At 65.7% G+C, this 22,621-nt stretch carries 25 protein-coding genes, 1 tRNA gene and 1 other RNA gene; 7 read left to right on the plus strand and 20 right to left on the minus strand.

From position 1 onward, the window contains the following. Positions 1–25: 25 nt before the first annotated feature. The 10 genes from OHS03_RS21175 to OHS03_RS21220 form a co-directional block, all read right to left on the minus strand. Positions 26–469: a hypothetical protein gene (locus tag OHS03_RS21175; protein ID WP_328656465.1), complete on the minus strand. Its 444-nt coding sequence runs from the start codon at positions 467–469 to the stop codon at positions 26–28. Beyond that, positions 451–1,101, minus strand: coding sequence for a hypothetical protein (locus OHS03_RS21180; RefSeq protein ID WP_328656466.1), 651 nt, complete (start codon positions 1,099–1,101; stop codon positions 451–453). Before OHS03_RS21180 ends, OHS03_RS21175 begins: the two co-directional genes overlap by 19 nt. Then, positions 1,085–2,200, minus strand: a complete 1,116-nt coding sequence (locus OHS03_RS21185) for a hypothetical protein (protein ID WP_328656468.1) — start codon at positions 2,198–2,200, stop codon at positions 1,085–1,087. Before OHS03_RS21185 ends, OHS03_RS21180 begins: the two co-directional genes overlap by 17 nt. Before the next feature lie 1,042 nt (positions 2,201–3,242). Continuing rightward, positions 3,243–3,315: transfer RNA gene (locus OHS03_RS21190), tRNA-Ala, on the minus strand. Between the two features lie 181 nt (positions 3,316–3,496). Next, the gene (locus OHS03_RS21195; protein WP_328656470.1) at positions 3,497–4,237 is read right to left on the minus strand and encodes a DsbA family protein; all 741 of its coding nucleotides are present in this window, start codon (positions 4,235–4,237) and stop codon (positions 3,497–3,499) included. A gap of 65 nt (positions 4,238–4,302) precedes the next feature. Beyond that, positions 4,303–5,634, minus strand: coding sequence for an MFS transporter (locus OHS03_RS21200; RefSeq protein ID WP_328656472.1), 1,332 nt, complete (start codon positions 5,632–5,634; stop codon positions 4,303–4,305). Next, positions 5,631–7,268, minus strand: coding sequence for a phosphoglucomutase (alpha-D-glucose-1,6-bisphosphate-dependent) (gene pgm / locus OHS03_RS21205; protein WP_328656475.1), 1,638 nt, complete (start codon positions 7,266–7,268; stop codon positions 5,631–5,633). The genes OHS03_RS21200 and pgm overlap by 4 nt, the downstream gene beginning before the upstream one ends. A gap of 47 nt (positions 7,269–7,315) precedes the next feature. Continuing rightward, positions 7,316–7,678 carry a fluoride efflux transporter CrcB gene (crcB, locus tag OHS03_RS21210; protein WP_328656478.1) on the minus strand — a complete coding sequence of 121 codons (363 nt, stop codon included), beginning with the start codon at positions 7,676–7,678 and terminating at the stop codon, positions 7,316–7,318. Between the two features lie 64 nt (positions 7,679–7,742). Continuing rightward, positions 7,743–8,159 (minus strand): fluoride efflux transporter CrcB, encoded by a 417-nt coding sequence (gene crcB, locus OHS03_RS21215; RefSeq protein ID WP_328656480.1) that lies wholly within the window; start codon positions 8,157–8,159, stop codon positions 7,743–7,745. A 174-nt stretch (positions 8,160–8,333) separates the two neighbouring features. After that, a complete protein-coding gene (locus tag OHS03_RS21220; protein ID WP_328656482.1) occupies positions 8,334–9,827 on the minus strand; it encodes an MFS transporter in 1,494 nt (497 codons plus the stop codon). Between the two features lie 129 nt (positions 9,828–9,956). Here OHS03_RS21220 and OHS03_RS21225 point away from each other — a divergent pair, with 129 nt between their 5' ends. The 4 genes from OHS03_RS21225 to OHS03_RS21240 all read left to right on the plus strand — a co-directional run bounded on the left by OHS03_RS21225 (position 9,957) and on the right by OHS03_RS21240 (position 12,995). Further along, positions 9,957–10,634 (plus strand): TetR/AcrR family transcriptional regulator, encoded by a 678-nt coding sequence (locus tag OHS03_RS21225; protein WP_062983846.1) that lies wholly within the window; start codon positions 9,957–9,959, stop codon positions 10,632–10,634. Positions 10,635–10,691: 57 nt separating this feature from the next. Further along, on the plus strand, positions 10,692–11,993 hold the full coding sequence (locus OHS03_RS21230) for a D-arabinono-1,4-lactone oxidase (RefSeq protein WP_328656484.1): 1,302 nt from the start codon (positions 10,692–10,694) through the stop codon (positions 11,991–11,993). A 139-nt stretch (positions 11,994–12,132) separates the two neighbouring features. After that, entirely contained in the window at positions 12,133–12,546 is a 414-nt protein-coding gene (locus OHS03_RS21235; RefSeq protein ID WP_062983842.1) for an arsenate reductase ArsC, read from the plus strand. A 50-nt stretch (positions 12,547–12,596) separates the two neighbouring features. Beyond that, positions 12,597–12,995 (plus strand): VOC family protein, encoded by a 399-nt coding sequence (locus tag OHS03_RS21240; RefSeq protein WP_328656485.1) that lies wholly within the window; start codon positions 12,597–12,599, stop codon positions 12,993–12,995. Here OHS03_RS21240 and OHS03_RS21245 read toward each other — a convergent pair. Together OHS03_RS21245 and OHS03_RS21250 are read right to left on the minus strand one after the other, a co-directional pair. Then, on the minus strand, positions 12,971–13,459 hold the full coding sequence (locus OHS03_RS21245; protein WP_328656487.1) for an NUDIX hydrolase: 489 nt from the start codon (positions 13,457–13,459) through the stop codon (positions 12,971–12,973). The two genes, OHS03_RS21240 and OHS03_RS21245, sit on opposite strands and share 25 nt — an antisense overlap. Positions 13,460–13,578: 119 nt before the next feature. Further along, entirely contained in the window at positions 13,579–14,274 is a 696-nt protein-coding gene (locus OHS03_RS21250) for a DUF6597 domain-containing transcriptional factor (protein WP_328656488.1), read from the minus strand. Positions 14,275–14,377: 103 nt separating this feature from the next. Between OHS03_RS21250 and OHS03_RS21255 the strand changes: the two genes are divergently transcribed. Beyond that, the gene (locus OHS03_RS21255) at positions 14,378–15,241 is read left to right on the plus strand and encodes a DUF1266 domain-containing protein (RefSeq protein ID WP_063816114.1); all 864 of its coding nucleotides are present in this window, start codon (positions 14,378–14,380) and stop codon (positions 15,239–15,241) included. Here the strand turns inward: OHS03_RS21255 and OHS03_RS21260 are convergent. Then, positions 15,219–16,106: a hypothetical protein gene (locus tag OHS03_RS21260; RefSeq protein WP_328656490.1), complete on the minus strand. Its 888-nt coding sequence runs from the start codon at positions 16,104–16,106 to the stop codon at positions 15,219–15,221. The two genes, OHS03_RS21255 and OHS03_RS21260, sit on opposite strands and share 23 nt — an antisense overlap. A 111-nt stretch (positions 16,107–16,217) precedes the next feature. On the opposite strand from OHS03_RS21260, the gene OHS03_RS21265 reads away from it, so the two are divergent. After that, positions 16,218–16,427, plus strand: a complete 210-nt coding sequence (locus OHS03_RS21265; protein ID WP_063816119.1) for a DUF5302 domain-containing protein — start codon at positions 16,218–16,220, stop codon at positions 16,425–16,427. A gap of 89 nt (positions 16,428–16,516) precedes the next feature. Here OHS03_RS21265 and OHS03_RS21270 read toward each other — a convergent pair whose 3' ends face one another. The 5 genes from OHS03_RS21270 to ssrA all read right to left on the minus strand — a co-directional run bounded on the left by OHS03_RS21270 (position 16,517) and on the right by ssrA (position 19,732). Then, positions 16,517–17,575, minus strand: coding sequence for a hypothetical protein (locus OHS03_RS21270; protein WP_056812575.1), 1,059 nt, complete (start codon positions 17,573–17,575; stop codon positions 16,517–16,519). Between the two features lie 53 nt (positions 17,576–17,628). Beyond that, positions 17,629–18,237, minus strand: a complete 609-nt coding sequence (locus OHS03_RS21275; protein WP_328656492.1) for a methyltransferase family protein — start codon at positions 18,235–18,237, stop codon at positions 17,629–17,631. Then, positions 18,237–18,929: a cation efflux transmembrane domain-containing protein gene (locus OHS03_RS21280; RefSeq protein ID WP_405151772.1), complete on the minus strand. Its 693-nt coding sequence runs from the start codon at positions 18,927–18,929 to the stop codon at positions 18,237–18,239. The genes OHS03_RS21275 and OHS03_RS21280 overlap by 1 nt, the downstream gene beginning before the upstream one ends. After that, positions 18,926–19,255, minus strand: a complete 330-nt coding sequence (locus tag OHS03_RS21285) for an ArsR/SmtB family transcription factor (protein ID WP_063005584.1) — start codon at positions 19,253–19,255, stop codon at positions 18,926–18,928. Before OHS03_RS21285 ends, OHS03_RS21280 begins: the two co-directional genes overlap by 4 nt. Before the next feature lie 104 nt (positions 19,256–19,359). Next, positions 19,360–19,732, minus strand: a transfer-messenger RNA (tmRNA) gene (gene ssrA / locus OHS03_RS21290). Between the two features lie 225 nt (positions 19,733–19,957). Between ssrA and OHS03_RS21295 the strand changes: the two genes are divergently transcribed. Further along, the gene (locus OHS03_RS21295) at positions 19,958–21,256 is read left to right on the plus strand and encodes an ABC transporter substrate-binding protein (protein WP_328656496.1); all 1,299 of its coding nucleotides are present in this window, start codon (positions 19,958–19,960) and stop codon (positions 21,254–21,256) included. A gap of 4 nt (positions 21,257–21,260) precedes the next feature. Here the strand turns inward: OHS03_RS21295 and OHS03_RS21300 are convergent, their stop codons facing one another. Together OHS03_RS21300 and smpB are read right to left on the minus strand one after the other, a co-directional pair. After that, the gene (locus tag OHS03_RS21300) at positions 21,261–22,124 is read right to left on the minus strand and encodes an EamA family transporter (protein WP_494516187.1); all 864 of its coding nucleotides are present in this window, start codon (positions 22,122–22,124) and stop codon (positions 21,261–21,263) included. Continuing rightward, positions 22,124–22,597: an SsrA-binding protein SmpB gene (smpB, locus tag OHS03_RS21305; protein WP_056812582.1), complete on the minus strand. Its 474-nt coding sequence runs from the start codon at positions 22,595–22,597 to the stop codon at positions 22,124–22,126. Before smpB ends, OHS03_RS21300 begins: the two co-directional genes overlap by 1 nt. Positions 22,598–22,621 lie beyond the last annotated feature (24 nt).

The raw sequence follows: 22,621 nt of genomic DNA on the forward strand, positions 1-22,621 counted from the left end.
ACACCACCCGCGAAGCCGATCGAGGTCAACACACTGCCCGGACAAAGATAATCTCGGTCGCGCCTCCGCTCGAATGTGCGACCCATCGAGTCTGAGATACACCGCCTTCATCGGCGTATTCAGCGTGCCCCGATTCAAGGGCTGGGAAATTCTTTGTGTTACGCCAGTAATCCTTCGAATACTCCGGTACACCGGGGGTGAATCGGTCGATACTCGATCCTGCCTTGAATTCATTGAATTCATTGGCAGGAACTTTGACGACCGCGACCATGGTCTCGTCCCCGAAGGATGTTCGAACTTCATACTCAGCCAGTTCAGCTCCCGCTGGGAACCGAAAGGAACCGCACGACTCAAGTGCGCGCAGATCTGAACGTTGACTCGCACAGCCCACCATCACGAATGCCGCCGAAACGACCGACACAGCCAGAGCAACCCCACCGAACTTTCGCTTCACAGCTTCTGAACCCATGTTTGGATGGTGTCGGACTCCCCGCGCGCCACATAACTTCGCGCCCATCCGATCTCTTCGAGATCACGCATGTGAGCACCGATTTCATTTGCGGTATTTCTCTTCACGTTGCCGAATGGGATCCAGTTCTTCGCTTCAAAATTATAGTAGTCCCAAACATACACCTTGTAGCGCACTTCAGCCTGAAGACCATCATCCGCAGAGCGGACAACCGTGTCGCTTCCAACAGCGACGTCGAAATGGCCGATCCCGAATTCGACATCCTGGTTCTCCGTCGGACCGGCACCTATCCAGTTGGATGTGAGCTCACGAACAACCCCGACCTGCGGATCCGCCCTTGCCTGTTCAATGATGCTGTCGAGGCACCGCGCTACGACGCCTTTGACATCCGCGGTATCCACCGTCTTCTGAAAGAACTCCGGCTTGATCGTGAAATCCGAGTTCGGACCAGGGTTGGACAGGTAGAACTTGAGGAGGTCCGCCGAAAATGGGTATCCGCCATTCACGAAGAACTGCATCGCAATAAAGGAGTCAATAGTCTTATAGGTTCTGGCCTCGATCTTGTCGGCGATGCCCGTACGTGAACCCCAGGCGGCCTGGTTCTTCTTCGGCGGATCAGGCGGCGGATGCAAGGCTGTTCTCCCACCATATGTTGTTGCTGTATCCGTAGCGCCGCGTTCCCATGTCCGCGACGGCGCGGGCTGGTGCGATGAAATCGCTGGACGAAAATACAGGAGTTACGCGACCTGGCGAGTATTCCAATGCCTGGGAGACCTGCCCGATCGCTGTCCGGATTTGGTCCTGGCGAGACTTGGCGGCCGAGAGGAGGGTATTTAGTTCGGATGAGATCTTCGATCGCAGCGACTCCTCGATCGGCTCAGCCAGTGCTTGAGCCCAAATCCCCAAGGGAAACGTGAAATCGAGCAGGGTGATCGACGTAGCCAGACCCCCGCTGAGTTCTGCGGCTTGATTGCATACGAGACGCTCCAGCAGGGCAGCAGCTGCTTCGATTATCTGGCCGACGGCCTCCATGTCGTTGCTGCGCTCGGACAACGACTTCGAGGAGGCACTCGCACTCGTCTCGAACGCCTGGGCAGCATCGCCAGACCAGTCAGTCCGGAGCCACCTCGTACCGCCGGATAGGTTCTCGGATGCGACATAGTCGTTAATCCCGAGGAGTCGCACTTGCTTGCCCACAGCCTTCAACGACTCCCAGTCGGCTTCGAGCGGAGTCAGGTAGTCAGCTGCGGGCTTGACGCCGACTGCAGCCATGATCGCATCGTCATAGCACGAGATCGAATCAATGGCCGCAGTTACCGCTTGACGGACCGAGTACTGAACAGGTTCGGTGTTGGTGAGCACCGGCAGCTGCAGTGAGGTATACCGAACGGGTTCGACGTCGGCAGACTGACCAACGGGGCGGGCTTGCCCTCCGACGTCAGCCAGATCGTTGGCGTTTTCCCGGTCTGTCGTTTGATATCCAGATGCCGCTGTCGACAGCCCATCAGCGAGAGCTTGGATCGCAGTAAGGTCTGCACGCTGCCCCGCCTCGACCGAGGAATGAAATCTTGCCAGTGGTGGCGCGAGCTCAGCGAGAAGTCCCGATGTTCCGTCTGGCAATCTGATCTCGGGCATCAGACGCGAGGCATTGGAGGACAGGTTCGCTCCGACATCCAGTAGATCCAACCTGAACCCGGACAGCCGAGCCGCCTCGACCGAGAGTTCGGTCACGACCGGTCCCGCTCAGTGATTGCTTGGAAAGTCTTACGCCGCCCCAGAAGTCGCAATATTCCCATTCGAAGTCAAATCCCCTTGGTAGAGCAACTGCCCGCTGGGCGGTACATCAGCCAGGCAGCGAGCGTGATGAGCTGTCGCTGTGCGGCTCGCGGTCGTAGCGGATGCGGATCGCTCGTCCGATCGCCGAGATTACGATCAGACAGTACCGGATCGACCGAGAATCCACCACGTCCCGAGCAGACTTCTTGCTGGCTTGACTGCCGTAAACAGCAGCACACCAACATGTTTCGGTACACGCAGCGGTGGACACGGCACCTTGCGGGTGTCCAGAAGATCACAGGGTCCGGCAGATGCTGCTCTCGGGATCCCCTGTGTGTTAATGACAGTTCAGCGTTCACGAACGACAGTCGCTGCCAGCGAGTAGGTGACGCTGTCACCGGATCGTGCAGCAGTCCCAGTAACTCCTCAAATACCACGAGCGCACGCTCAACTTGTCGCCAGACCTCAATCTTTCATCGGACGATCAGCAGAAGGTGGCTGACCAGATCGCGTGGGTGAAGACCCGGCAAGCCATCCTCGCCACTACTCGGACCTCCTCGTTGAAGGTGGTGATGGCTGACGTACTGCGAGATGTCGGCCCAGAGATATCCCTAGCGACGCTCCGCGCAGGGCTACGACTGGCATGGAACGATTCCACGCAGTAGTTCGGGCTTCGCCGCTCAGCCGACCGGACGAACCGTCGGACGTTCCTTCCCGTCTTCGATATGCCTCGCCGTGATCACATCGAAGACGGGTGCACGAACCAGTCAGTATTTGCGGGTCCAGGATCGTATAGGAAGCCGCGATGACCAGGTGTTCTCCAGTTGCCCATGTTTTGCGTACCCTGCCGGGGCACGAACCTGCGACAACGGCCACCACAACAGGTGCGACCGCACCGGTCAATCGGAATTCAGGATCAAAACGGGGGTAAACGCGGGGCCAGACACAAATAACAGGTCAGGCCCGGTCTGAGACCGGGCCTGACCTGTTATTTCTGTGGAGCTAAGGGGACTCGAACCCCTGACCCCCACACTGCCAGTGTGGTGCGCTACCAGCTGCGCCATAGCCCCGTGTTCAGTTGTTTCAGCGGCTCTCGCTGCTGCCTGAATGAAGTTACACCATGCGTCTGAGAGAGAACAAATCGGCTGGTAGACGGCGAAAATGTGGGGTTACGGGCGGGGGTGCAGTGGCCCGTGGGGCGGGAAGGATCGGCTGGTCAGGGGTGGGATGTGCCGAACCTCACGCGGGGGCTCATGGGGCCGTGTTCACTACCCAGTTCTCGTCTTGCCAGTCGATCTTGGTGGTGCCGTCGTAGATCGCGGGGGTGGCGGCCTTGTTGTCGGTGCGGGCGTCGAGATCGGCGAGGTTCTTCGCGGCGGCGGACTTGGCGGCTTCGGACTGGGTGCCGTTGTTGATGCAGGCGGCCACGGATTCGGGGGCGCCGGATTCTGTGGCGATGGTGGCCAGCGCCGGGTTGCTCAGATCGGAGCCGCCTTCGTCGGGCTGCTTCTTGGTGAACAGGGTCTCGTGGAATTTGCTGTAGGTGGGGCCCGAACCCGCTTGGGCGACACAGAGATTCGCGGCTGTCGCGCGGGTGGAGTAGTCCTTGCTCTTGGACTGGGGGTCGAGGAAGGTGACGAGGTGGTAGTTCACCGCGAGCTTGCCTTCGTCGATCTTCTGGGCCAGTTCCTGGCCGTAGGCGGTTTCCATCGCGCCGCAGGCGGGGCAGATGGGGTCTTCGAAGATGTCGACGGTCTTGGGTGCGTCGGGGCGGCCGAGGCGGATGACACCTTCGGGGGTGGTGGTGACCTGCACGGCGGCCTCGCGGACCGGGCCGTAGCCGTCGTTGCGTACGGCGGGCGGCGGTTCCGCGCTCCACTTGTAGGCGGCGAACACGATCAACCCGATGAGGACGACCGCCACCGCGGCCAGCGCGTAGGTGGTGTTGCTGGAAACGGGGCGCGGATTGTGCGAAGAACCGGCTGTGCTCACCCGTCCACTCTGCCTCGAGTCGCGGGCGGCTCGCCGCCCGGGCACGCCGAAATGACGCTGACCTGCTACGGGGGCCTGTGGTAGTCGCTGGGTCGACCAGCGGGAACCATGCCGTCACGCACCACCGGCTTTCCGTCGGGGCTGCCATCGCAGGCGCATTGCGGGTCGATGCCGTCACCCGCGTGATCGGGGCGCTCCGGATCGTCGGGGTGCTCGATCTGCGAGGGATCGGGCGTGAACACCCACACTGCCGCCGACACGGCCAGCACCGCACCGGTCACGGCCATAGCCACCCCGAACGACGTGCGTTCGGCCAACCAGCCGATGACGATCGGGCCGAGCACGGTGCCCAGATCAGCCGACATCTGGAACGCGGCCAGTACCGGACCGCCGCGGGCGCGCGACCCGATCACATCCGCCAATGCCGCCTGCTGCACGGGACTGAACATTCCCGATCCGAGGCCCGCGACGAACGAAGCGACCAGGAACCACTGGATGGTCGGTGCGAAGCCGAGCGCGCCGGTGCCGAGCGCGCAGATGGCAGACCCGGCGATCAGGAACGGTTTGCGACCGAACCGGTCCGAGAGCCGCCCCGACAGGAACAGCACTGCCGCATTGCCCGCGGCGAACACCGTGAGCGCCACGCCCGCCATGCCGATTTCCTGATGCAGGGTCTCGACCACCAGCAGGGGCACGAACGCCATGCGCACACCGAATACCGCGATGCCACCCGCGAAACTCGACAGCAGCACCGCCCGATAAGCGGGTTCGGCCCACCCTTGCCGGAAGGTGAATTCGATCGGCTTCGCCCCGCTCTCGGGCGCGAGCACCGGCGATTCACGCAACCCGGCGAACACGATCACACACACCACCAGCAGCGCGGCCATATAGATCAGGAACGGCGCGCGCAGCCCGAACCCGGCCAAACTACTTCCGACCAGGGGACCGAGCAGCGAACCGATCAGAAAACTCGTCGAGTAGACGCCGGAGATTCGACCACGCGCGGCAGGCGGCGATACCCGGATGATCAGCGCCATCGAAGACACTGTGAACATCGTGGACCCGATGCCGCCCAGTGAACGCAGCACCAGCAGTTGCCAATACGTCTGCGCCAGCGCGCACGCCCCGGTCGACACCGCCACGATCACGATGCCGGCCAGATACACCCGCCGCTCGCCCAACTTCTGCACGAGCCGCCCACTGGCGGGCGCGAACAACAACCGCATCAACGCGAACGCGCTCACGATCGCCGACGCGGCGGCGATGCCGACCCCGAATTCGCGCGCGTACTGCGGCAGCACGGGTGCGACGAGGCCGAACCCGAGAGCGATCACGAAAGCGGCCGCGATCAGTACCCAGATCTCGGCGGGTAGCCGGACTTTGGCCGGAGCGCTCACTCGCCCAGCGCCTGGTTGACCATCTCCTCGGCCGCAGCCTGCACCTGGGTGAGATGTTCAGGGCCGAGGAACGACTCGGCGTAGATCTTGTATTTGTCCTCGGTGCCCGAGGGACGTGCGGCGAACCAGGCGTTCTCCGTGGTCACCTTCAACCCGCCCAGCGGCGCTCCGTTGCCGCGCGCGGTGGTGAGGATGCCGGTGATCTCCTCGCCCGCGATCTCGGTGCCGGTGACAGCCTCGGGAGTCAGGCGCGCGAGCTTGGCCTTCTGGTCACTGGTGGCGGCGGCGTCGATCCGCGCGTAGGCGGGGCTACCGTACTGGCGTTCCAGTTCGCCGTACCTGGCCGAGGGGGTCTGGCCGGTGACGGCGGCGATCTCGGCGGCGAGCAGGGCGAGCAGGATGCCGTCCTTGTCGGTGGTCCACACGGTGCCGTCCATCCGCAGGAACGACGCGCCCGCGCTCTCCTCGCCGCCGAAAGCCAAACTGCCACTGAACAATCCGGGCACGAACCACTTGAACCCGACCGGCACCTCGTACACGTCGCGCCCGAGCACGCCGACCACACGGTCGACCATCGACGAGGTGACAACGGTCTTGCCGATCTTGGTGAGCGCGTCCCACCACATCCGGTTCGCGACGAGGTATTCGATCGCGACGGCCAGGAAGTGATTGGGGTTCATCAGGCCACCGTCGGGAGTGACGATGCCGTGCCGGTCGGCGTCGGCGTCGTTGCCGGTGGAGATGTCGTAGTCGTCCTTGATGCCGACCAGGGCCGCCATGGCGTGGCGCGAGGACGGATCCATCCGGATCTGGCCGTCGCTGTCGAGGGTCATGAAACGCCAGGTGGGGTCGACGAACGGGTTGACCACCTCGAGCTCGAGATCGAAGCGTTGCCCGATCTCCTCCCAGTAGTCCACGCTCGCGCCACCCATCGGGTCGGCGCCCATCCGGATGCCCGCGCCGCGAATCGCGTCCAGGTTCAACGCGTTCGGCAGGTCGGAGACGTACTGGTCGAGATAGTCGTAGCGCTGCACGTGGGTGCTCATCGCCTGATCGAGCGAGACCCGTTTGACCTCGGCCAGGCCGCCGCGCAGCAGTTCGTTGGCGCGGGCGGCGATGGCGTCGGTGGCCTTGGTGTCGGCGGGGCCGCCGTGCGGTGGGTTGTATTTGAAGCCGCCGTCGCGCGGTGGATTGTGCGAGGGGGTGACCACGATGCCGTCGGCCTGGTGCTTGGTGCCGCCGCGATTGTGGTTCAGCACGGCATGACTCAGCGCGGGCGTGGGGGTGTAGCGGCCACGCGCGTCGATCACAGCCGTGACGTCGTTGCCGGCCAGGACCTCGAGCGCGGTGGTCCAGGCAGGTTCGGACAGGGCATGGGTGTCGCGCGCGAGGTAGACCGGGCCGGTGATGTCACGGGTGGCGCGGTATTCGACGATCGCCTGCGTGATCGCCATGATGTGGGCCTCGTTGAACGCGCCGTCCTCGCTGGACCCACGGTGACCCGAGGTGCCGAACACCACCTGCTGGCTCGGCTCCTCCGGATCGGGGACGAGGCTGTAGTACGCGGTGACCAGGTGAGCGATGTCCACCAGGTCGGTCGGGCGGGCGGGCCGTCCGGCGCGATCGTGGGCCATGGTGGGTGTTCCCTTCCGTGTCGGCTGCGCGCGGCTGGTCATGAGAATCATGCGCACAACCACTGGGTCAGGGACGCAGCGGCGTATACCGCGGCCAGGCTCGCCGAGACGCTGATCACGACGTTGCCCACGGCATACACGTAGGCGCCCTCGGTTACCAGACGGATCGTCTCGTACCCGAACGTGCTGAACGTGGTCAGCGCACCACAGAAGCCGGTTGCCGCGAATGCCAGCAGCGCACTGCCCGCACTCGCGCCGATCAAACCCCCGAGCAACGCCGAACCGACAATGTTAACGGTTAGCGTCCCCCACGGCAGCCCAGTCGGAAACCGCGCCGACATCCGCCGGTCGATCAGGTACCGGGCGGGCGCGCCGAGCATGCCACCGGCCAGCACCAGCGCCACCGTCATGGCGCGCCTCCCGCTGTGGGAGCCCACATCTCGACCATCGGATGGCCCCCTTCCGTTGTCGAATTCATGTGAACCCCCGCCGCGCGACCCACCGGGTCGCGATCATGGCAATTGCCACGGCACCGAGTGCCGCGAGCACCGACAGGCCGAGATAGGCGACCGCCGTACCCGTCTCACCGATGCCGATGAGTCTACGAATCTCGAGGCTATAGGTGGAGAAAGTCGTGAAGCCCCCCAGCACACCGATTCCCAGGAACGGTCGCACGAGTTTCGGTGCATCCCACAGTTCGGTGACCACGACCATCAGCACCCCGATCGCGAAGCACCCGAGCACATTCACCGTGAACGTCGACCACGGGAATCGGCCGGGGAGCACCGGCCACCAGTGTCCGACGCCGAAACGAGCAGTGGCGCCGAGCCCGCCGCCCACCGAGATCGCCGCGAGGACGGCCGGATCGAGCGCCGGAGGCCGCGATGTCATGCGTTCGCCTCCCGTTGGCCGATCCGTGTGGTGGTCGTTGCTCATGGTATCGAGACCCACCGACACTCGGGCGAGCGGTGCGCACCGTGGCAAACTTTCAGCAGCCGACACGGACGAACGACGATGGCCCGAACCGATTGTCGGTTCGGGCCATCGTCGGGCGATTGTTCCGGATCAGTGCGCCAGCACCGGCTCGCCTTCGGCCGGGGCGGGCACGGTGTTCGGCATGAGCACCGCGATCACGATCGCGCCGAGCACGAAAGTGGCCGTCGCCCACCAGAAGCTGGTGGTGTAACTCTCGATCGCGCCCTGCGCCACGGTGAGCGGGCCCGGCTGATGCGTCGACACGTAGTCGGTCATCGCCGAGGCCGCGATGGTGCTGAGCAGCGCGGTACCGATGGAACCACCGACCTGCTGGCTGGTGTTGACCATCGCCGAGGCGACGCCCGCGTCCTCGTGCTGCACACCCGCCGTCGAACCCTGGAACGCGACCGACATCGCACCACCGAGGCCGAGGCCCAGCAGTACCAGCGCGGGCAGGATATGGGTGACGTAGCTCGAATCCAGACCGATCTGGGTGAGCCACAGCATGCCCGCCGCGGCGATCAGGAATCCGCCACTGATGACGACCTTGGGTCCGACCTTCGGCAGCAACAGCGACGGCGCGGTGGTCGAGGAGGCCACCATGCCCGCCACCATCGGCAGGAACGCCAGACCGGTCACGATCGGCGTGTACGCCAGGGTCAGCTGCATGTAGTAGGTGAGGAACAAGAAGATCGCGAACATGCCGATGCCCATGACGAACACGGTCAGGTACGACGCGCCACGGGTGCGGTCGGCGACGATGCGCAACGGCAGCAAGGGGTGGGCGACCTTGGTCTCGATCCACACGAAGACCGCGAGCAGCACGGCGCCACCGAGCAGGAAGACCAGCGTGGTCGGGTCGCTCCAGCCGTTGGACTCGGCGTGGGAGAAGCCGTAGACGATGCTGAACAGCGCGACGGTGACGGCGACGGTGCCGGTCCAATCGAGCTTGGGGCGCGAGGTCGCGACATGCTTGGCGAGCAGCAGCACGGCGCCGACGAGCGCGACGGCGGCGAAGATCAGGTTCACATACATCGCCCAGCGCCACGACGCCCATTCGGTGAGCACACCACCGAGAAGTAGACCGATCGCGCCGCCGGTACCGGCCACGGCGCCGAAGATGCCGAATGCCTTGGCCCGTTCCTTGGGTTCGGTGAAGGTGACCGTGAGCAGAGAGAGGGCGGCCGGCGCGAGCAGCGCACCGAACACACCCTGGCCGACACGGGCCGCGACCAGCATCTCGAAGGTGGTGGCCGCGCCGCCGATGGCCGAGGTCACCGCGAAGCCGACCAAGCCGATGATGAAGGTGTTGCGACGACCGAACAGGTCGCTGAGCCTGCCGCCGAGCAGCAACAGGCTGCCGAAGGCGAGTGCGTAACCGGTGATGACCCACTGGCGGTCACCGTCGCCGAAACCGAGGTCGGCCTGGGCCGCGGGCAGAGCGATATTGACGATCGTCGCATCGAGCACGACCATCAGTTGGGCGATGCCGAGTACGGCAAGCACCCACCAGCGCAGGGCGTGCGAGCCGCGGCGACCGGTATCCGCGGGGCTCTTGGGCCCGGTGTCGAGTGTGGTGGTCATAACTCCCCTAGTAGGTCTGCGGATGGTTTCTGGTGGCATAATCGGAGATACCGCCTCCGCTTCATTCGAAGCTACCAGAGTAACGGAGAAACGACCTCCACTTAATCCCCGGATTGATAGGATGTACTTGTGAATCACGCCACGACGACTGCCACACCACCCCGCAGGCTGCGCGCCGACGCCGCGCGCAACCAGCAACGCATCGTCGCGGCCGCCCGTGAGCTATTCGCCGATCACGGCCTCGAGATCACCCTCGACGACGTCGCCGAGCGCGCGGGCGTCGGCGTCGGCACCGTGTACCGACGCTTCGCCAACAAGAAGGAACTCATCGCCGAGGTCTTCGACCAGCACGTCAAAGACTTCGCCGACGCGGCCGAGGCGGCCCTCGGCAACACGGACGCCTGGCTCGGGCTCGTCGAATTCTTCGAGAGCGCGTGCAAACACCTGGCGACCAACCGCGGTTTCGGCGAGGTGATGCTCGAACTCGAGGAAGATCCGGCCCGTTTCGCCGAACTGCGCAACCGGATCCATCCGTCGGTCACGGCGATCATCGACCGCGCGCGCAACGCCGGGGCGATCGATCCCGACGTCACCACCACGGACTTCTTCGCCCTGATCCATATGGTCAACGCACTCGCCGAGTTCGCCGGTCCGGTGAATTCCGAAGTGTGGCAACGGTATATGGCCATCACGCTCAACGGCGTCCGCACCGACGCGGTGCCGCGCAGGCCACTGCTGGTCTCGCCGATGACCGACGAAGAGGTCGAGCGGGCCAAGGCCGCCGGCTGCCTCGGCCGTCGTCGCTGAGCCGAAACCTGTCCGACCAGTAGCGCGCGTCACAACGCATCCTCTACTGTTGGACACATGACCAAGAACACCTGGGTGAACTGGGCAGGCCAGCAACGCTGCACACCCGCCGTCGTCGCCGCGCCGCGTGACGTCGAGGAGCTGGCCGCGACCGTGACCGATGCGGCCGCCGCGGGCCGGACCGTGCGCGTGGCCGGGTCGGGGCACTCGTTCACCGACGCCGTACTCACCGACGGCACGCTGGTCGATCTCAGTGGTCTGAACAAGGTCCTCGATGTCGACGTCGACGCCGGCCAGGTGCGCGTGGAGGCCGGAATCTCGCTGCACGCGGCGAGCCCACTGCTGCACGCGCACGGACTGGCCTTTCCCAATCTCGGCGACATCGACACCCAGAGCCTCGCGGGCGCGACCGCGACCGCCACCCACGGCACCGGCGCCCGGCTGCGCAATATCTCCGCGGCCCTGCACTCGGTGGAGGTGCTGCGGGCCGACGGCACCCTGGTGGAGCTCAACGAGCAGACCGATCCCGACGGCTGGAAGGCGGCGCGGGTCAGTGTCGGCGCGCTCGGCGTCGTCACCGCGGCCACCTTGCAGCTCGAACCGTCGTTCGTGCTGGAGTGCGTCGAGCGGCCGGTACCACTGAACGAGGTGCTCGCCGATATCGACGAATTCGCCGACGGCAGTGATCATTTCGAGTTCTTCGCCTTCCCGCACAGCGACACGGCGATGACCAAGGCCATCGACCGAACCGAAGCGCCGGAACAACCGCGCGGCACGGTGAGCGAGTGGCTCAACGACATCCTGATCGCCAATCATGTCTACGACGGCCTGTGCAGACTGGGTCGGCGCATTCCGGCCGCCATCCCCATGATTCACCGCGCGGCCACCCTGGCAGGCAGCAACAACCGGCAGGTCGACCGCTCCTACCGGGTGTTCTCCACGCCGCGGTTGGTGAAGTTCAACGAGATGGAATACGCGATCCCGCGCGCGCACGCCGCCGAGGCGATTCGCGAAATCCTGGCACTGGGACGGCGGTTCGGCACACCGATGCCGATCGAGGTGCGCTGGGTCGCCCCCGACGACGCCTTCCTGTCCCCCGCAGGCGGACGCGAGACCTGCTACATCGCGGTGCACCAGTATCAGGGCATGGTGTGGGAACCGTACTTCCGCGCGTGCGAGGCGGTGTTCGATGCCTACGACGGCAGGCCGCACTGGGGCAAACGCCACTTCCAGACCGCCGAGACACTGCGCCCGCGCTACCCCGAATGGGACCGCTTCACCGCGGTTCGACGGCGTTTCGACCCCACCGGGGTGTTCGCCAACGATTACGTGCACCGGGTGCTCGGCTCACTGGACTGAGCGTCACGGCGCGGACACTGCTCGGACAACAGTATCGCCGGATAGCCCGCACCCTGCCCCGCCGCCGCGCCCTGGTGGAATGATGACGGTGATACCCGAAGCGCCACAAGCACTTCGCCCCTGCGCCGAAAGGGCGACCATGGCCCACACTCCCAGCGTGTTGTTCGTCTGTGTGCACAATGCGGGCCGATCACAGATGGCGGCGGGTCTGCTGCGCGCCAAGGCCGGTGACCGGATCGAGGTGCGCACCGCAGGCAGCGAACCGGCGGCAGTGCTCGACCCCGCCGCGGTGGCGGTCATGGCCGAGATCGGGATCGACATCTCCGGCGAACGGCCGACACCGCTCACCGATGATGTCGTCGGGATCTCGGATGTAGTGGTCACGGTGGGAGGCGGCGAGGTGTGTCCGTACTTTCCCGGAATCAGCTACCGCGACTGGGTGCTGCCGGATCCGGCCGGGCAGCCCATCGAGGTGGTGCGCGGCATCCGCGACCACCTGCAGATCCTGATCGGGAATCTGCTCGGCGAACTGGTGCCGGTACCCGCGCGCTGACGTCCGATTCGTTCAAGACCGCACCCCACTCGGGTGCCTAAGCTGCGAATATGACTCCACAGCTCGATGTAGTGTCCGTTGTTGTTTCCGATATGGCCGCTTCGGTGGCCTTCTACCGCAGGCTGGGCCTGGTTTTCCCGGACGGCGCCGAATCCGAGGGCCATGCCGAGGCCGTGATCGGCGGTGGTCTGCGGCTGGCGCTGGACACCGAGGCCACGATCGCCTCCTTCACGCCCGGCTGGCAGCCGCCGACCGGTCCCGGCCGCAGCAGTCTGGCGTTCCGATGCGCCGATCCGGCCGAGGTCGACAAGCTCTACGCCGAACTCGTCGACGCCGGCCATCACGGCGAACTCGCACCGTGGGATGCCTTCTGGGGCCAGCGTTACGCCTCGCTCACCGACCCCGACGGGCACGGAATCGACCTCTACGCGCCGTTGCCCGCCGAATAGGCCGACCAGTCGTGGGGGTCGCGCTGACGCCGCTGGTAGCGGCCGAGCATCTCGCGGACCTCATCGCTCACCGGGGGTTCTCCGGTGAGCCTCGTCCACAGGTGCGCGTCGTGGTCGGTGAGCGTCACCGGTCCCGACGCGGCCACGTCGACGACGAAGGTGAACTGCCTGGTGCGGGCGCCTTCGCCGGTCAGGTAGTCGAACTCGCCGAGATAGTCGCTGACGCCGGTGACCTGCAGCCCGGTTTCCTCCGCGACTTCGCGGGCCAGCGCTTCGTCGAGTGCCTCACCCGGCTCGACGACGCCGCTGGGCAACTCCCACCGTCCACCGAGGAAATCCGATCGTCGACGGCGCAGGATGAGCACTCGATGATGACGGTCGACGACCGCGCCGACGACAAGCCGACGGATTTCGTCTCGTTCTGCCTCGATACGGAGCGTGGAGTACACGGATTCATCGATCATCAGGTCACATCCTCTCGTCGGTGTTCGGACTGAGCACTTGCGACGGGGCGTGCACTATTGAGCCTAAACCTTCCGTCACGCTGTGCCGAATGAGACTTTCCGGGCGGCTGGACGCCCGGTCAGCGGGTTTGCAAGGTGCGCACCGAGCATCCCGCCAGGTCACGGACCTCCCGAGACAGGTGTGCCTGGTCGGCGAAACCGGTCACCGCGGCGATGTGCGCGGCGGAAGTTCCGGTGCGAAGCCCCGCCAACGCACGTTGAAAACGCAGAATACGGGCCAACATCTTGGGTCCGTAGCCGAAGGCGAACAGGGAACGCCGGTGCAACATCCGGGCCGACATCCCCGTCTGAGCGGCGGTTTCGGCAACCGTCGCGCCGACCGACAGCGAATCGACGACGGCGGTGAGCGCCGGATCGGCCGCACCGTTATCGGCAGCGAATCGTAATGCGACCGCCTCCAAGGCAGCTACGCGGTCGGGCGCGTTGTCGATGCGGTCGACGAGTTCCCTTGCGGTGCGCGAGGGTGCTATCTCGGCCAGGTCGACCCGCTGATTCAGCAGCTCCACCGCGGGAATCCCGAGCAACGTGGGCGCGGTGCCCGGCGCGAACCTGATGCCGACGAACTCGCTCGCCCGCGCGCTCGGCGCGAGGAACGCGCGACTGTCCGGGCCCGCCACCATCAGCGTGCCCTCGGTCCAGATCAGATCCATGCAGCCGTCGGGGAACACCGTGACGGGACCGGTGTGGGCGGGCATGGTTCGCGACCAGACCACCGCTCGGTCCAGCCTCGATTCGCGTTCCCGGTATTCCGCCACACTTCCGACGGTAGCCCTCCCCACCGACAGGCAGTTGCCGCACCGCACACACCAGGTACGTAAGATTCGACGCCACGACGTTCGGCTCGGCAGAGGGGTGCCAATGCAACCGACAGCATCAGTGCAGGGTGGACGGCCACGGGTCGCGGGGTTTCCCGGAGCGGATATAGATATCGAGCCGGACGTGTGGTCCGGGGCGAGGATCGACGACGACCGGATCAGGGCTTTGGCCGTCGGTGCGTATTACGGGCGCAGTTGGGGCGCGCAGTGCGACGGCGTCGCGTTCCTGCCGGAGGAGCCCGACAGCACCTCGACGCGTCGGGAGACCGCGATCGAAGGACTGCACGAGTCGTGGGGTGTCGACAACGCCGAGGACGCGCACGACACCGTGCGGCGGTTGCTGGCCGGAATGCACGCGCCGCTGTTCGAACTCGTCCATCCGCTCGCCGTCATGGCCGCGAGCGATACCGGCCGGGTGGACCGGTCCGGGTTGGCCGACGAACACCGCGAATTCCTGCACACGCTGTCGAGTTTCCGCGGCTATCGCGGGCCCGCCGGCATCGATCGCGACTACGACGCGTGGCTGCAAGCCATCAAGCTCGGCATCACCGACAGCCTGCCGACGCCGCTGCAGATCGACGCCACCGCATGGGATCTGGCGCGGCTGGTGTTCATCGCCCGCGCCGCCTGCACGGCGGGGTATCTGACCGAGGACGAGGCGTGGGAGCACATGCTGACCGGGCTGGATCGGGCGCGTCAGCACTATCGCAACTGGCGGCAGTTCGGCGACGGGTTCCTCACGGGAGCGATCTTCTGGGCGGCCACGCAGGACCTGTCGGCCGCGAAAAGCCAAGTGGCCGAACGTAGGCGGATGATCGCGGGGCTGCACCTGCGGCCGTCGAGTCCGTGGCGGCGGGTGGCCCTGCATCCGGGTGCGCCGGTGTTCAGCCCGGCATCGTCAGCATGATGCCCACGGCTTGACGGCGGAACGGGTCGTCGTCGACCATTCCCAGTTTGCGGCGTTCCACCAGCAGTTGCCATTCACCGAAGAGGTCGGCCGAGCAGGGCATGGACTGGGTGATGGATCCGTCGACATGCTCGATTTCGCAGGCCAAGCGGACGGCCTCGGTGATGCGGGTGAAGTCGGCGGGTTCCCAGTCGACGAAGTCCAGCTCGGTGCCCGCGCCCGAAATCCGCAGGGTGGCAACCTGCCCGGGGGTCGTGCGCACTTCGGCATCGGTGAGGACCGATACCGGGAATTCGTAGACCGCCCACGCGGAGACGAAGAGCAGGCGCAGGGTTGTGATCGCGACCAGACCCGGCGCACCTTCGTGCCCGGCTTGGGCTAGCTCGAGGACGTACTCGTCGGTGCGGGCGCAGCTGTGCAGGATGTCTATCTCGCGTAAGGAGTTGCCCGCGTGGCGCATTCGGTGTGCTGCCGCGGTGACATCGGGACGTCTTCGACCGTTCGAACCCTGAACGGATTGCGGTGGAACGAGATTGGGTCGGGGCGGAAACACCCTGCGTAGGCTGACCAAGTCGCGTTCGACGGCTCTGATCAGGGCCTGCGCCTGCGCACGTAGGTCGGTTTCGAGGAACACCGGCACCGGGTGCCGATCCGTCGGCGCACCGTTGACCACGAACTGCGCCGACCGGAAGAACAGCAGCAGCGCCATCTGCCCGTCCTCGGTGTTCGCGAGCGCGATCCTGGCCAGTTCGGCCACACCGACGTCGAGCGCGATCTCGTTGTCGGCGCGCAGCGGCGTCGTCACCAGTCGCCCGTCCGCATACCGGACCGCGACTCGCGCACCCCATACTTCGATCAAAGCCACGTCCCTCCTGGCCTGCCCCGCATCGGTGGATCCTACCGAGGGGCCGTCGCGGGCAGGTCGATGGTCCTGCCGATGGTGTGCGAACGTGCGCTGAGGTGGCAGGCTGTAGGGATGCCCGATGAACAGGAAGTCTCCGCCGAACAGTCCGCGGACGCGATCGAAACTCCGGAGGAGGCGACGAAGCGGAGGTTCCGCGAGGCGCTCGAGCGGAAGAACGGCCACTCCTCCGCGGGTGGGGCCGCCCAGAATTCCGCCAAAGTGCGTGGGACGCATGCGCAGGCGGGTGGGAAGCGCACCTTCCGCCGTCGCGCGGGCGGATAGTTCCGCGCCGGGCGGCTTCTCCCTTCTGTGAGCAGCCCTGCGCCGTCGGTGCTCACCTTGCGGCGCAGGGCTTTTCGGTGAATCGGGAGCTACTGCAAGCGGGAGGTATCGGCGTCCGCTTCGGTTCGAACGGCGTTCTCGAAGGTGGTGCCGCTGTCCGCTTCGCTGAAGACCAGCCAACATCCCCGGATGGCGCCGAGCAGGTCTTCGAGGAGATCGATCGCGGGGCGGGTGGGGTCGAGGCGGCAGATACGGTAGCCGTCGGTCCAGTCGTCGGGATCGTCGTCGTCGTCGCGTTCCTCGATTTCCTGCGCGGCCTCGATGATGCCGTCCAGGTCGCGAACCTTGCCTTCGGAAACGGCGATGGCATCGGCGATCAGGTCGACCACCACCTGGGTCGGCGTCTCCCCCGCGCCGAGCCGTTCCAAGACCACGGTCGGCGTTTCCACCTGGAGTGCTTCGATGTCGTCCGCCTCGGCGACCACGTCCACCGGCTCGAGGCCCGTGACCTCCCCGGCCACCGTCGCCGCGGCCCGCAGCCAGTGTGCGGCGGCGACCGATGCGGCGGCGGGGTCCAATTCGGTGAACAGGTCGATCGTGCCCAACGGGTTGGCCCGCAGCAGGCTGTCCGCCGCGTGCACCTGCACCGGGGAGATCTCCGGGCGGGTGAGTTCGACGGCCTGCCTGGCCCGGCCCGCCAGATCGCCCAGTTCCGCGGCGATGATCGCCGCCTGCTCGGTGAGCACCTCGTTCACCACACGGTCCACCAGGCTCGCGTCACCGATCGCGTGGAGCACGCGACCCACGTGATGCGCGGATTCCTCGATGGGGCTGTAGAAAACCAGCATGCACCCGTCCTCGTCGGGCAGATTCGGGGTGCGCAGCGCGGCTTCGACCTTCTCGAAGCGATTGCGCTCCTCCGCCCGCCGCCACGCCTCCCCGTTCTCGATATCGGGATCCCCGGCAGCGGTGGCCGGATGGGTGTAGGTCCGCCACTGGAACCGCGCCAGACTCGCCAGCGCCGCCGCCAGCTCCACCCCGTGCTCCGTCCCCGGCACCTCGGCGATCGTCTCGGCGAGATCACCCCGACCGGTCCCCCAGGTAGCGACCAGCGTTCCCGCCCCCGAGTCGTATGCATACCGCGTCATTCGCTCAGTTCTACGTGGCCCACCCACACCGCCCTCCACCAGGGTCTACCGGATCAGAGCGGCGCCCGTCCGAGGCCGGGGACGAACCGTCCCGTCGTCGCGAGGTAGGCGCGGTAGTTCGCGCCGTGAACCCGTGTCAGATAGGGCTCTTCGACGGCCCGCACCTGGAGCTCGACGGTCACCAGCAACAGTGCGAACGCGATGATCGCGACAGCGTTCGGAATGATCAGCGTGACACCGCCCGCGAAGACGAGCATCGCGGTGAAGATCGGGTTGCGAACCAGATCGAACACACCGGTATCGACCAAAGCCGTCGTCTCAGTGGGATCTACTCCGATACGCCACGATTCGCCCATCTCGATCTGCGCGTACAGCGTGGCCGCGATACCCGCGACGGCGAGGACGAATCCGGCGGTCTGAATCGGTATCGCGGACAGCGCCCCGATCGGGGCTACGACACCGGCCAGCTGAAGCAACGATGACGCCGTTCCGACCACGATCGCGGCGACGAAACCGACGCCGGCGAGCCATTCGAGCGAGCCGGGTCGCCCGCTGATGCCGTGGAAACCGGTCGACCCCGTCGCCTGATACTGGCGCCAACTGCGCCAGCCGAAGCCCAGCAGGCCGAACACCAGATACAGAACGAGCGCGCAGATCGCCATCACGTGTTTCCTCGATCGTCGTTGTCACAGCAGCCGCGAGGGGCGACATCGGTAGATGTCGTCGCACAGCAGGTTTCGCCCTGCCAGGCGTTGATTCCTTCTTTGACCGCGATCACCGCGATCACCAGCGCCGTGAGCGGATCGGCCCACGACCAACCGAACAGGCTGTTGAGCAGCAGGCCGACCAGCAGCACGGCCGAGAGATAGGTGCACAACAGGGTTTGCTTGGAATCGGCCACGACGGAGGCGGACCCGAGTTCGCGCCCGGCCCTGCGTTGCGCGGCGGACAACACCGGCATGATCACCAGACTCGCGGCCGCCAGCCCGATCCCGACCATCGAATGCCGCGCCTCACCGACCCCGAGCAACGAACGGACGGCATCCACAGCGATATAGGCGGCCAGCGCGAAGAACGAGAACGCGATCACCCGCAGCGCCACCTTCTCCCGCGCCGCCGGATCGCGCCCGGCGAACTGCCACGCCACCGCTGCCGCCGAGGACACCTCGATCACCGAGTCCAGCCCGAACCCGATCAACGCCGACGAGGACACCCGCGCGCCTTCGGTCAGCGCGACGACCGCCTCGACCACGTTGTAGCTGATCGTCCCCGCGACCAACCACCGAATCCGGCTCGCCAAGACCGCCTTGCGCACCGAACTCGGCGCCACCGGCATCCCGATCGCATTCATCAGCAGCAACCATCCGATTCCGCCGCCGGGCAGCAGGCCGGATCAACAGCAAGCACCAGTCCGACCAGATCGTCCAACGCCCGCCCGATCCGCGGATCGGCCAGCTCATAGCGGCTGCGCCGTCCCTCGGGAACAGCGACGACCAGGCCACATCCACGCAGGCAGGCCAGATGATTGGACAGAATCTGACGCGAGACACCGATCGCCTCGGCAAGCTCCGACGGATAGCCCGGTTTCTTGCGCAGACTGAGCAGGATCTTGGTTCTGGTCGAGTCCGAGAGGGCGTACCCGAACCGGGAGAGCGCGTCGGTCTGCACCGTGGATTCCATGGTCTGATAGTACATCTAAATCTGTATTCAGAATATTATGTACTAATTGCGTCGCTGAGTGAACATGAAAAAGCCCCTCACCTGCGTGTCAGGTGAGGGGCTCTGAGTGGAGCTGCCGGGAATCGAACCCGGGTCCTCCGCCGCGTCTTCAGGGCTTCTCCGTGTGCAGTTCGCTATGTCTCTGCTTGGATCTCCAAGTCTCGCGAACAAGCCTGGATGACGATCCCAGTCGCTGTTCGATGTCCCCTTCGACTCCGCGACCGAGCCGAACGGTAATTCCCTCTAGCTGATGCCAGTACCCGGGTCGAGGGACGAACCCGGACTGACAGAGACGACCTGGCTACTTAGGCAGCGAGGGCGTACTCGCGCTGATTGGAATCGGCGCTTAATTGGTTGCAGCGACGCTTACGGTGGTCTCTTGCCTGCACCGACACGCTTCCCCTGAATCAACGTACGCAGTCGAAACCGTTCAGCCCCGTACGTGCCCGCACCGTGCGGGCTAGTCATATTAACACCGGCGCGGCATCGGTTCTTCCCATTATTTCTGCCAGCTCGCGGTGTCGTCGAAGTGATCTTGTAGCGAACCCTGCCAGATAGCCTCGGCGAATCCGGGTGGGACCGCCGGTACAGGCGGGTACTGTTCTCGATCGGCCGCCCCGGAACTGTGAAATGTACTGGGCGACTGGAGCAAGGAGTTATCTCATGGCATTCACCAGTCAGCGTGGACTGCGCCGATTCGCGGCGATCCCGGCTGTTGCGAGTCTCGTGCTGGCCGCGGCCTGCTCGTCGGGCGAGTCCACCGCGGCGCCGGGCGTCACCAGCACGCCTTGCCCCGGTTCGGTGAACACCGATCGCGGTTGCATCTACCTCGGGGTGCTCGCGGATCTGGAGAACGGGCCGTTCACCCCGCTCGGTGCCTCGATGAACGACGGTCAGGTGGCGTTCTGGAAGCAGGTGAACGCGGCGGGCGGCATCGGCGGCTACGACATCGACATCAGCACCTATACCCGCAACACCTCCTACGATCCGCGCACCCATCGCAGCGCGTACGAGGAGATCGAGCCGAACGTGCTCGCGTTGTCGATGAGTTTCGGGACCGCGCAGACCGTGGCGATGCTGAATCAGATGGACGCCGACGACATGGTGAGCACCGCGGCCACCCAATGGTCGGGCTGGAACTATCGCAGCGCCGACCGCAATCTGGTGCTCAGCGCGGGCTACTCCTACTGCACAGAAGCGGTCACCGGGCTCGACTGGTTCGCCGAAACCCATTACACGCCACGCAACATCGCCGTCGTCGCCTATCGCGGCAACTACGGCGGCGACTACGCCAGTGGTGCGCTGAAGTGGGCGCTGGCCAACGACGCGACCATCGCCGATCGCATCGATACCGGGCCCAATGCCGAGGTCGGCAATCAGGACGGGCCGGTGGCGGAGATCCTCGAGGCGGCACCGGATCTGGTGATGCTGGCCACCGGGCCCGCCGAGACCGCGGAGATCGTGGGCAAGCTCGTGAAGTCGGGTTTCACCGGCCGGTTCCTCGGCTCGCTGCCCACCTGGAACGCGGCCCTGCTGCAATCGGCGGCCGCGCCCGCGTTGACCGCGCTCTACAACTACACGACCCCGGTCGACAGCTGGTCCGGCAACAGCGTAGGCGCCAAGCACGCCCGCGAGGCGATCACCGGTGAACCCGCCAACTTCGGTTACTCGCTGGGCTGGGCGATCACCTATCCGCTCAAAGCCCTGCTCACGACCGCGGCGGCCAACGGCGAACTCACCAGGGCCGGCCTGCGGCGCAGCGTGGGATCGATGAAACCCGATGGTGAGGGCATGGTCGTGATCCATCCGGCCGGTGCGGCCGAACCCGATCTGGAAACGGAATGGTCGGCGGTGTTCGAACCGGACAAGACGGAACCGATGGGAGCCAGGGCCGTGAGCGTCGGCTATCAAGGCAAGACGCTGGCCCGACTGGGCCTGCACGAGCCATGCACCCGGCTGTAGGGAGTCAGTTCACGGCGATCATGGCGACCGCCGTGAGCGCGAGCACCATGCCGACTTTCTGGGTGGCGCTGATGCGCTCGCCGAGCAGAACCATCGCCAGCAGCACCGTCGCCGCCGGATACAGCGAGCCGATCACACTGACCACCGAGAGCATCGCACCGTGGAATGCGTAGAGCAGTGCGGCGTTGGCGATCACATCGAGCACGCCGACCGCCAGCGCCAAGCGCAACGGTTCGCCGTGTAGGCCACGGAATTCGCCTGCTGCCAGGGCCGAGGTCCACACGACCGCTGTCGCCGCGGCGCGCTGGGCGAGCAGGGGCCACAGACCCGCACTCGCGTCGGTTTCGTGCAGAAAGTAGAACGCGAAACCGAAGGCCGCGCCCGAACCGACGGTGAGAAGCGCGACTCGGCGGGTGAACCGCAGTGGCCTTCCGCCGGTGATCTCCTCGGTGGTTTCGTCGGGTGCCTCGCGGCTGACGAGCACCACCGCGACCAGAGCTACGGCGATGCCCGCGATCGCGACCGACCCGGGCCGCTCACCGAGAAAGAATCCGGCGAGGACCGGGATGCCCGCGACCAGCACCGCGGTGAGCGGCGAGACCACCGACATGGGTCCGTCGGCGAGCGCGGCGTAGAACCACCACACCGCCAAACCGCTGGCCACGCCCGCGGCCAGGCCCCACAGCATCGACGCGGTGTCGGCGTGCCCGCCGACCAGCGGCGCGATCAACAAGACCAACAGCACCGAGAACGGGTACGACACCACGACCACCCGCAATGCGGTGACCCTGCGCGCCGCGATCCCGCCGAAGAAATCGCTGACTCCGTAACCCGCCGCCGCGACTAGGGCGAGCACGACGGACAGCACTAACGCATGCCCTTGACCCGCCGACCTACTTCGCGGGTGACCTCGCGCTCGGCCTGCTTGCGAGCCAGATCTTGACGCTTGTCGTAGTCCTGCTTGCCCTTGGCGAGCGCGAGCTCCACCTTCACCTTGCCGTCGGAGAAGTACATCGACAGCGGCACCAGCGTCTGGTTGCCCTCGCGGGACTTGCCGACCAGGTGCTCGATCTCCCGCTTGTGCAGCAGCAGCTTGCGGGTGCGGCGCGGCGAGTGGTTGGTCCAGGTGCCGTGGCTGAACTCCGGGATGTGCAGCCCGCGCAGCCAGACCTCACCGTGGTCGACGGTCGCGAAGGCATCGACCAGGGAGGCCTTGCCTTCGCGCAGGCTCTTCACCTCGGTGCCGACCAGCGCGATCCCCGCCTCATAGACGTCGAGGATCGTGTAGTTGTGCCGCGCCCGGCGGTTGGTCGCGATGACCTTGCGCCCCTTTTCCCTCATAACGGTCAACTGTAAGTGACGGCG

The sequence above is a fragment of the Nocardia salmonicida genome, assembly GCF_036142455.1.
Lineage (GTDB): Bacteria > Actinomycetota > Actinomycetes > Mycobacteriales > Mycobacteriaceae > Nocardia > Nocardia salmonicida.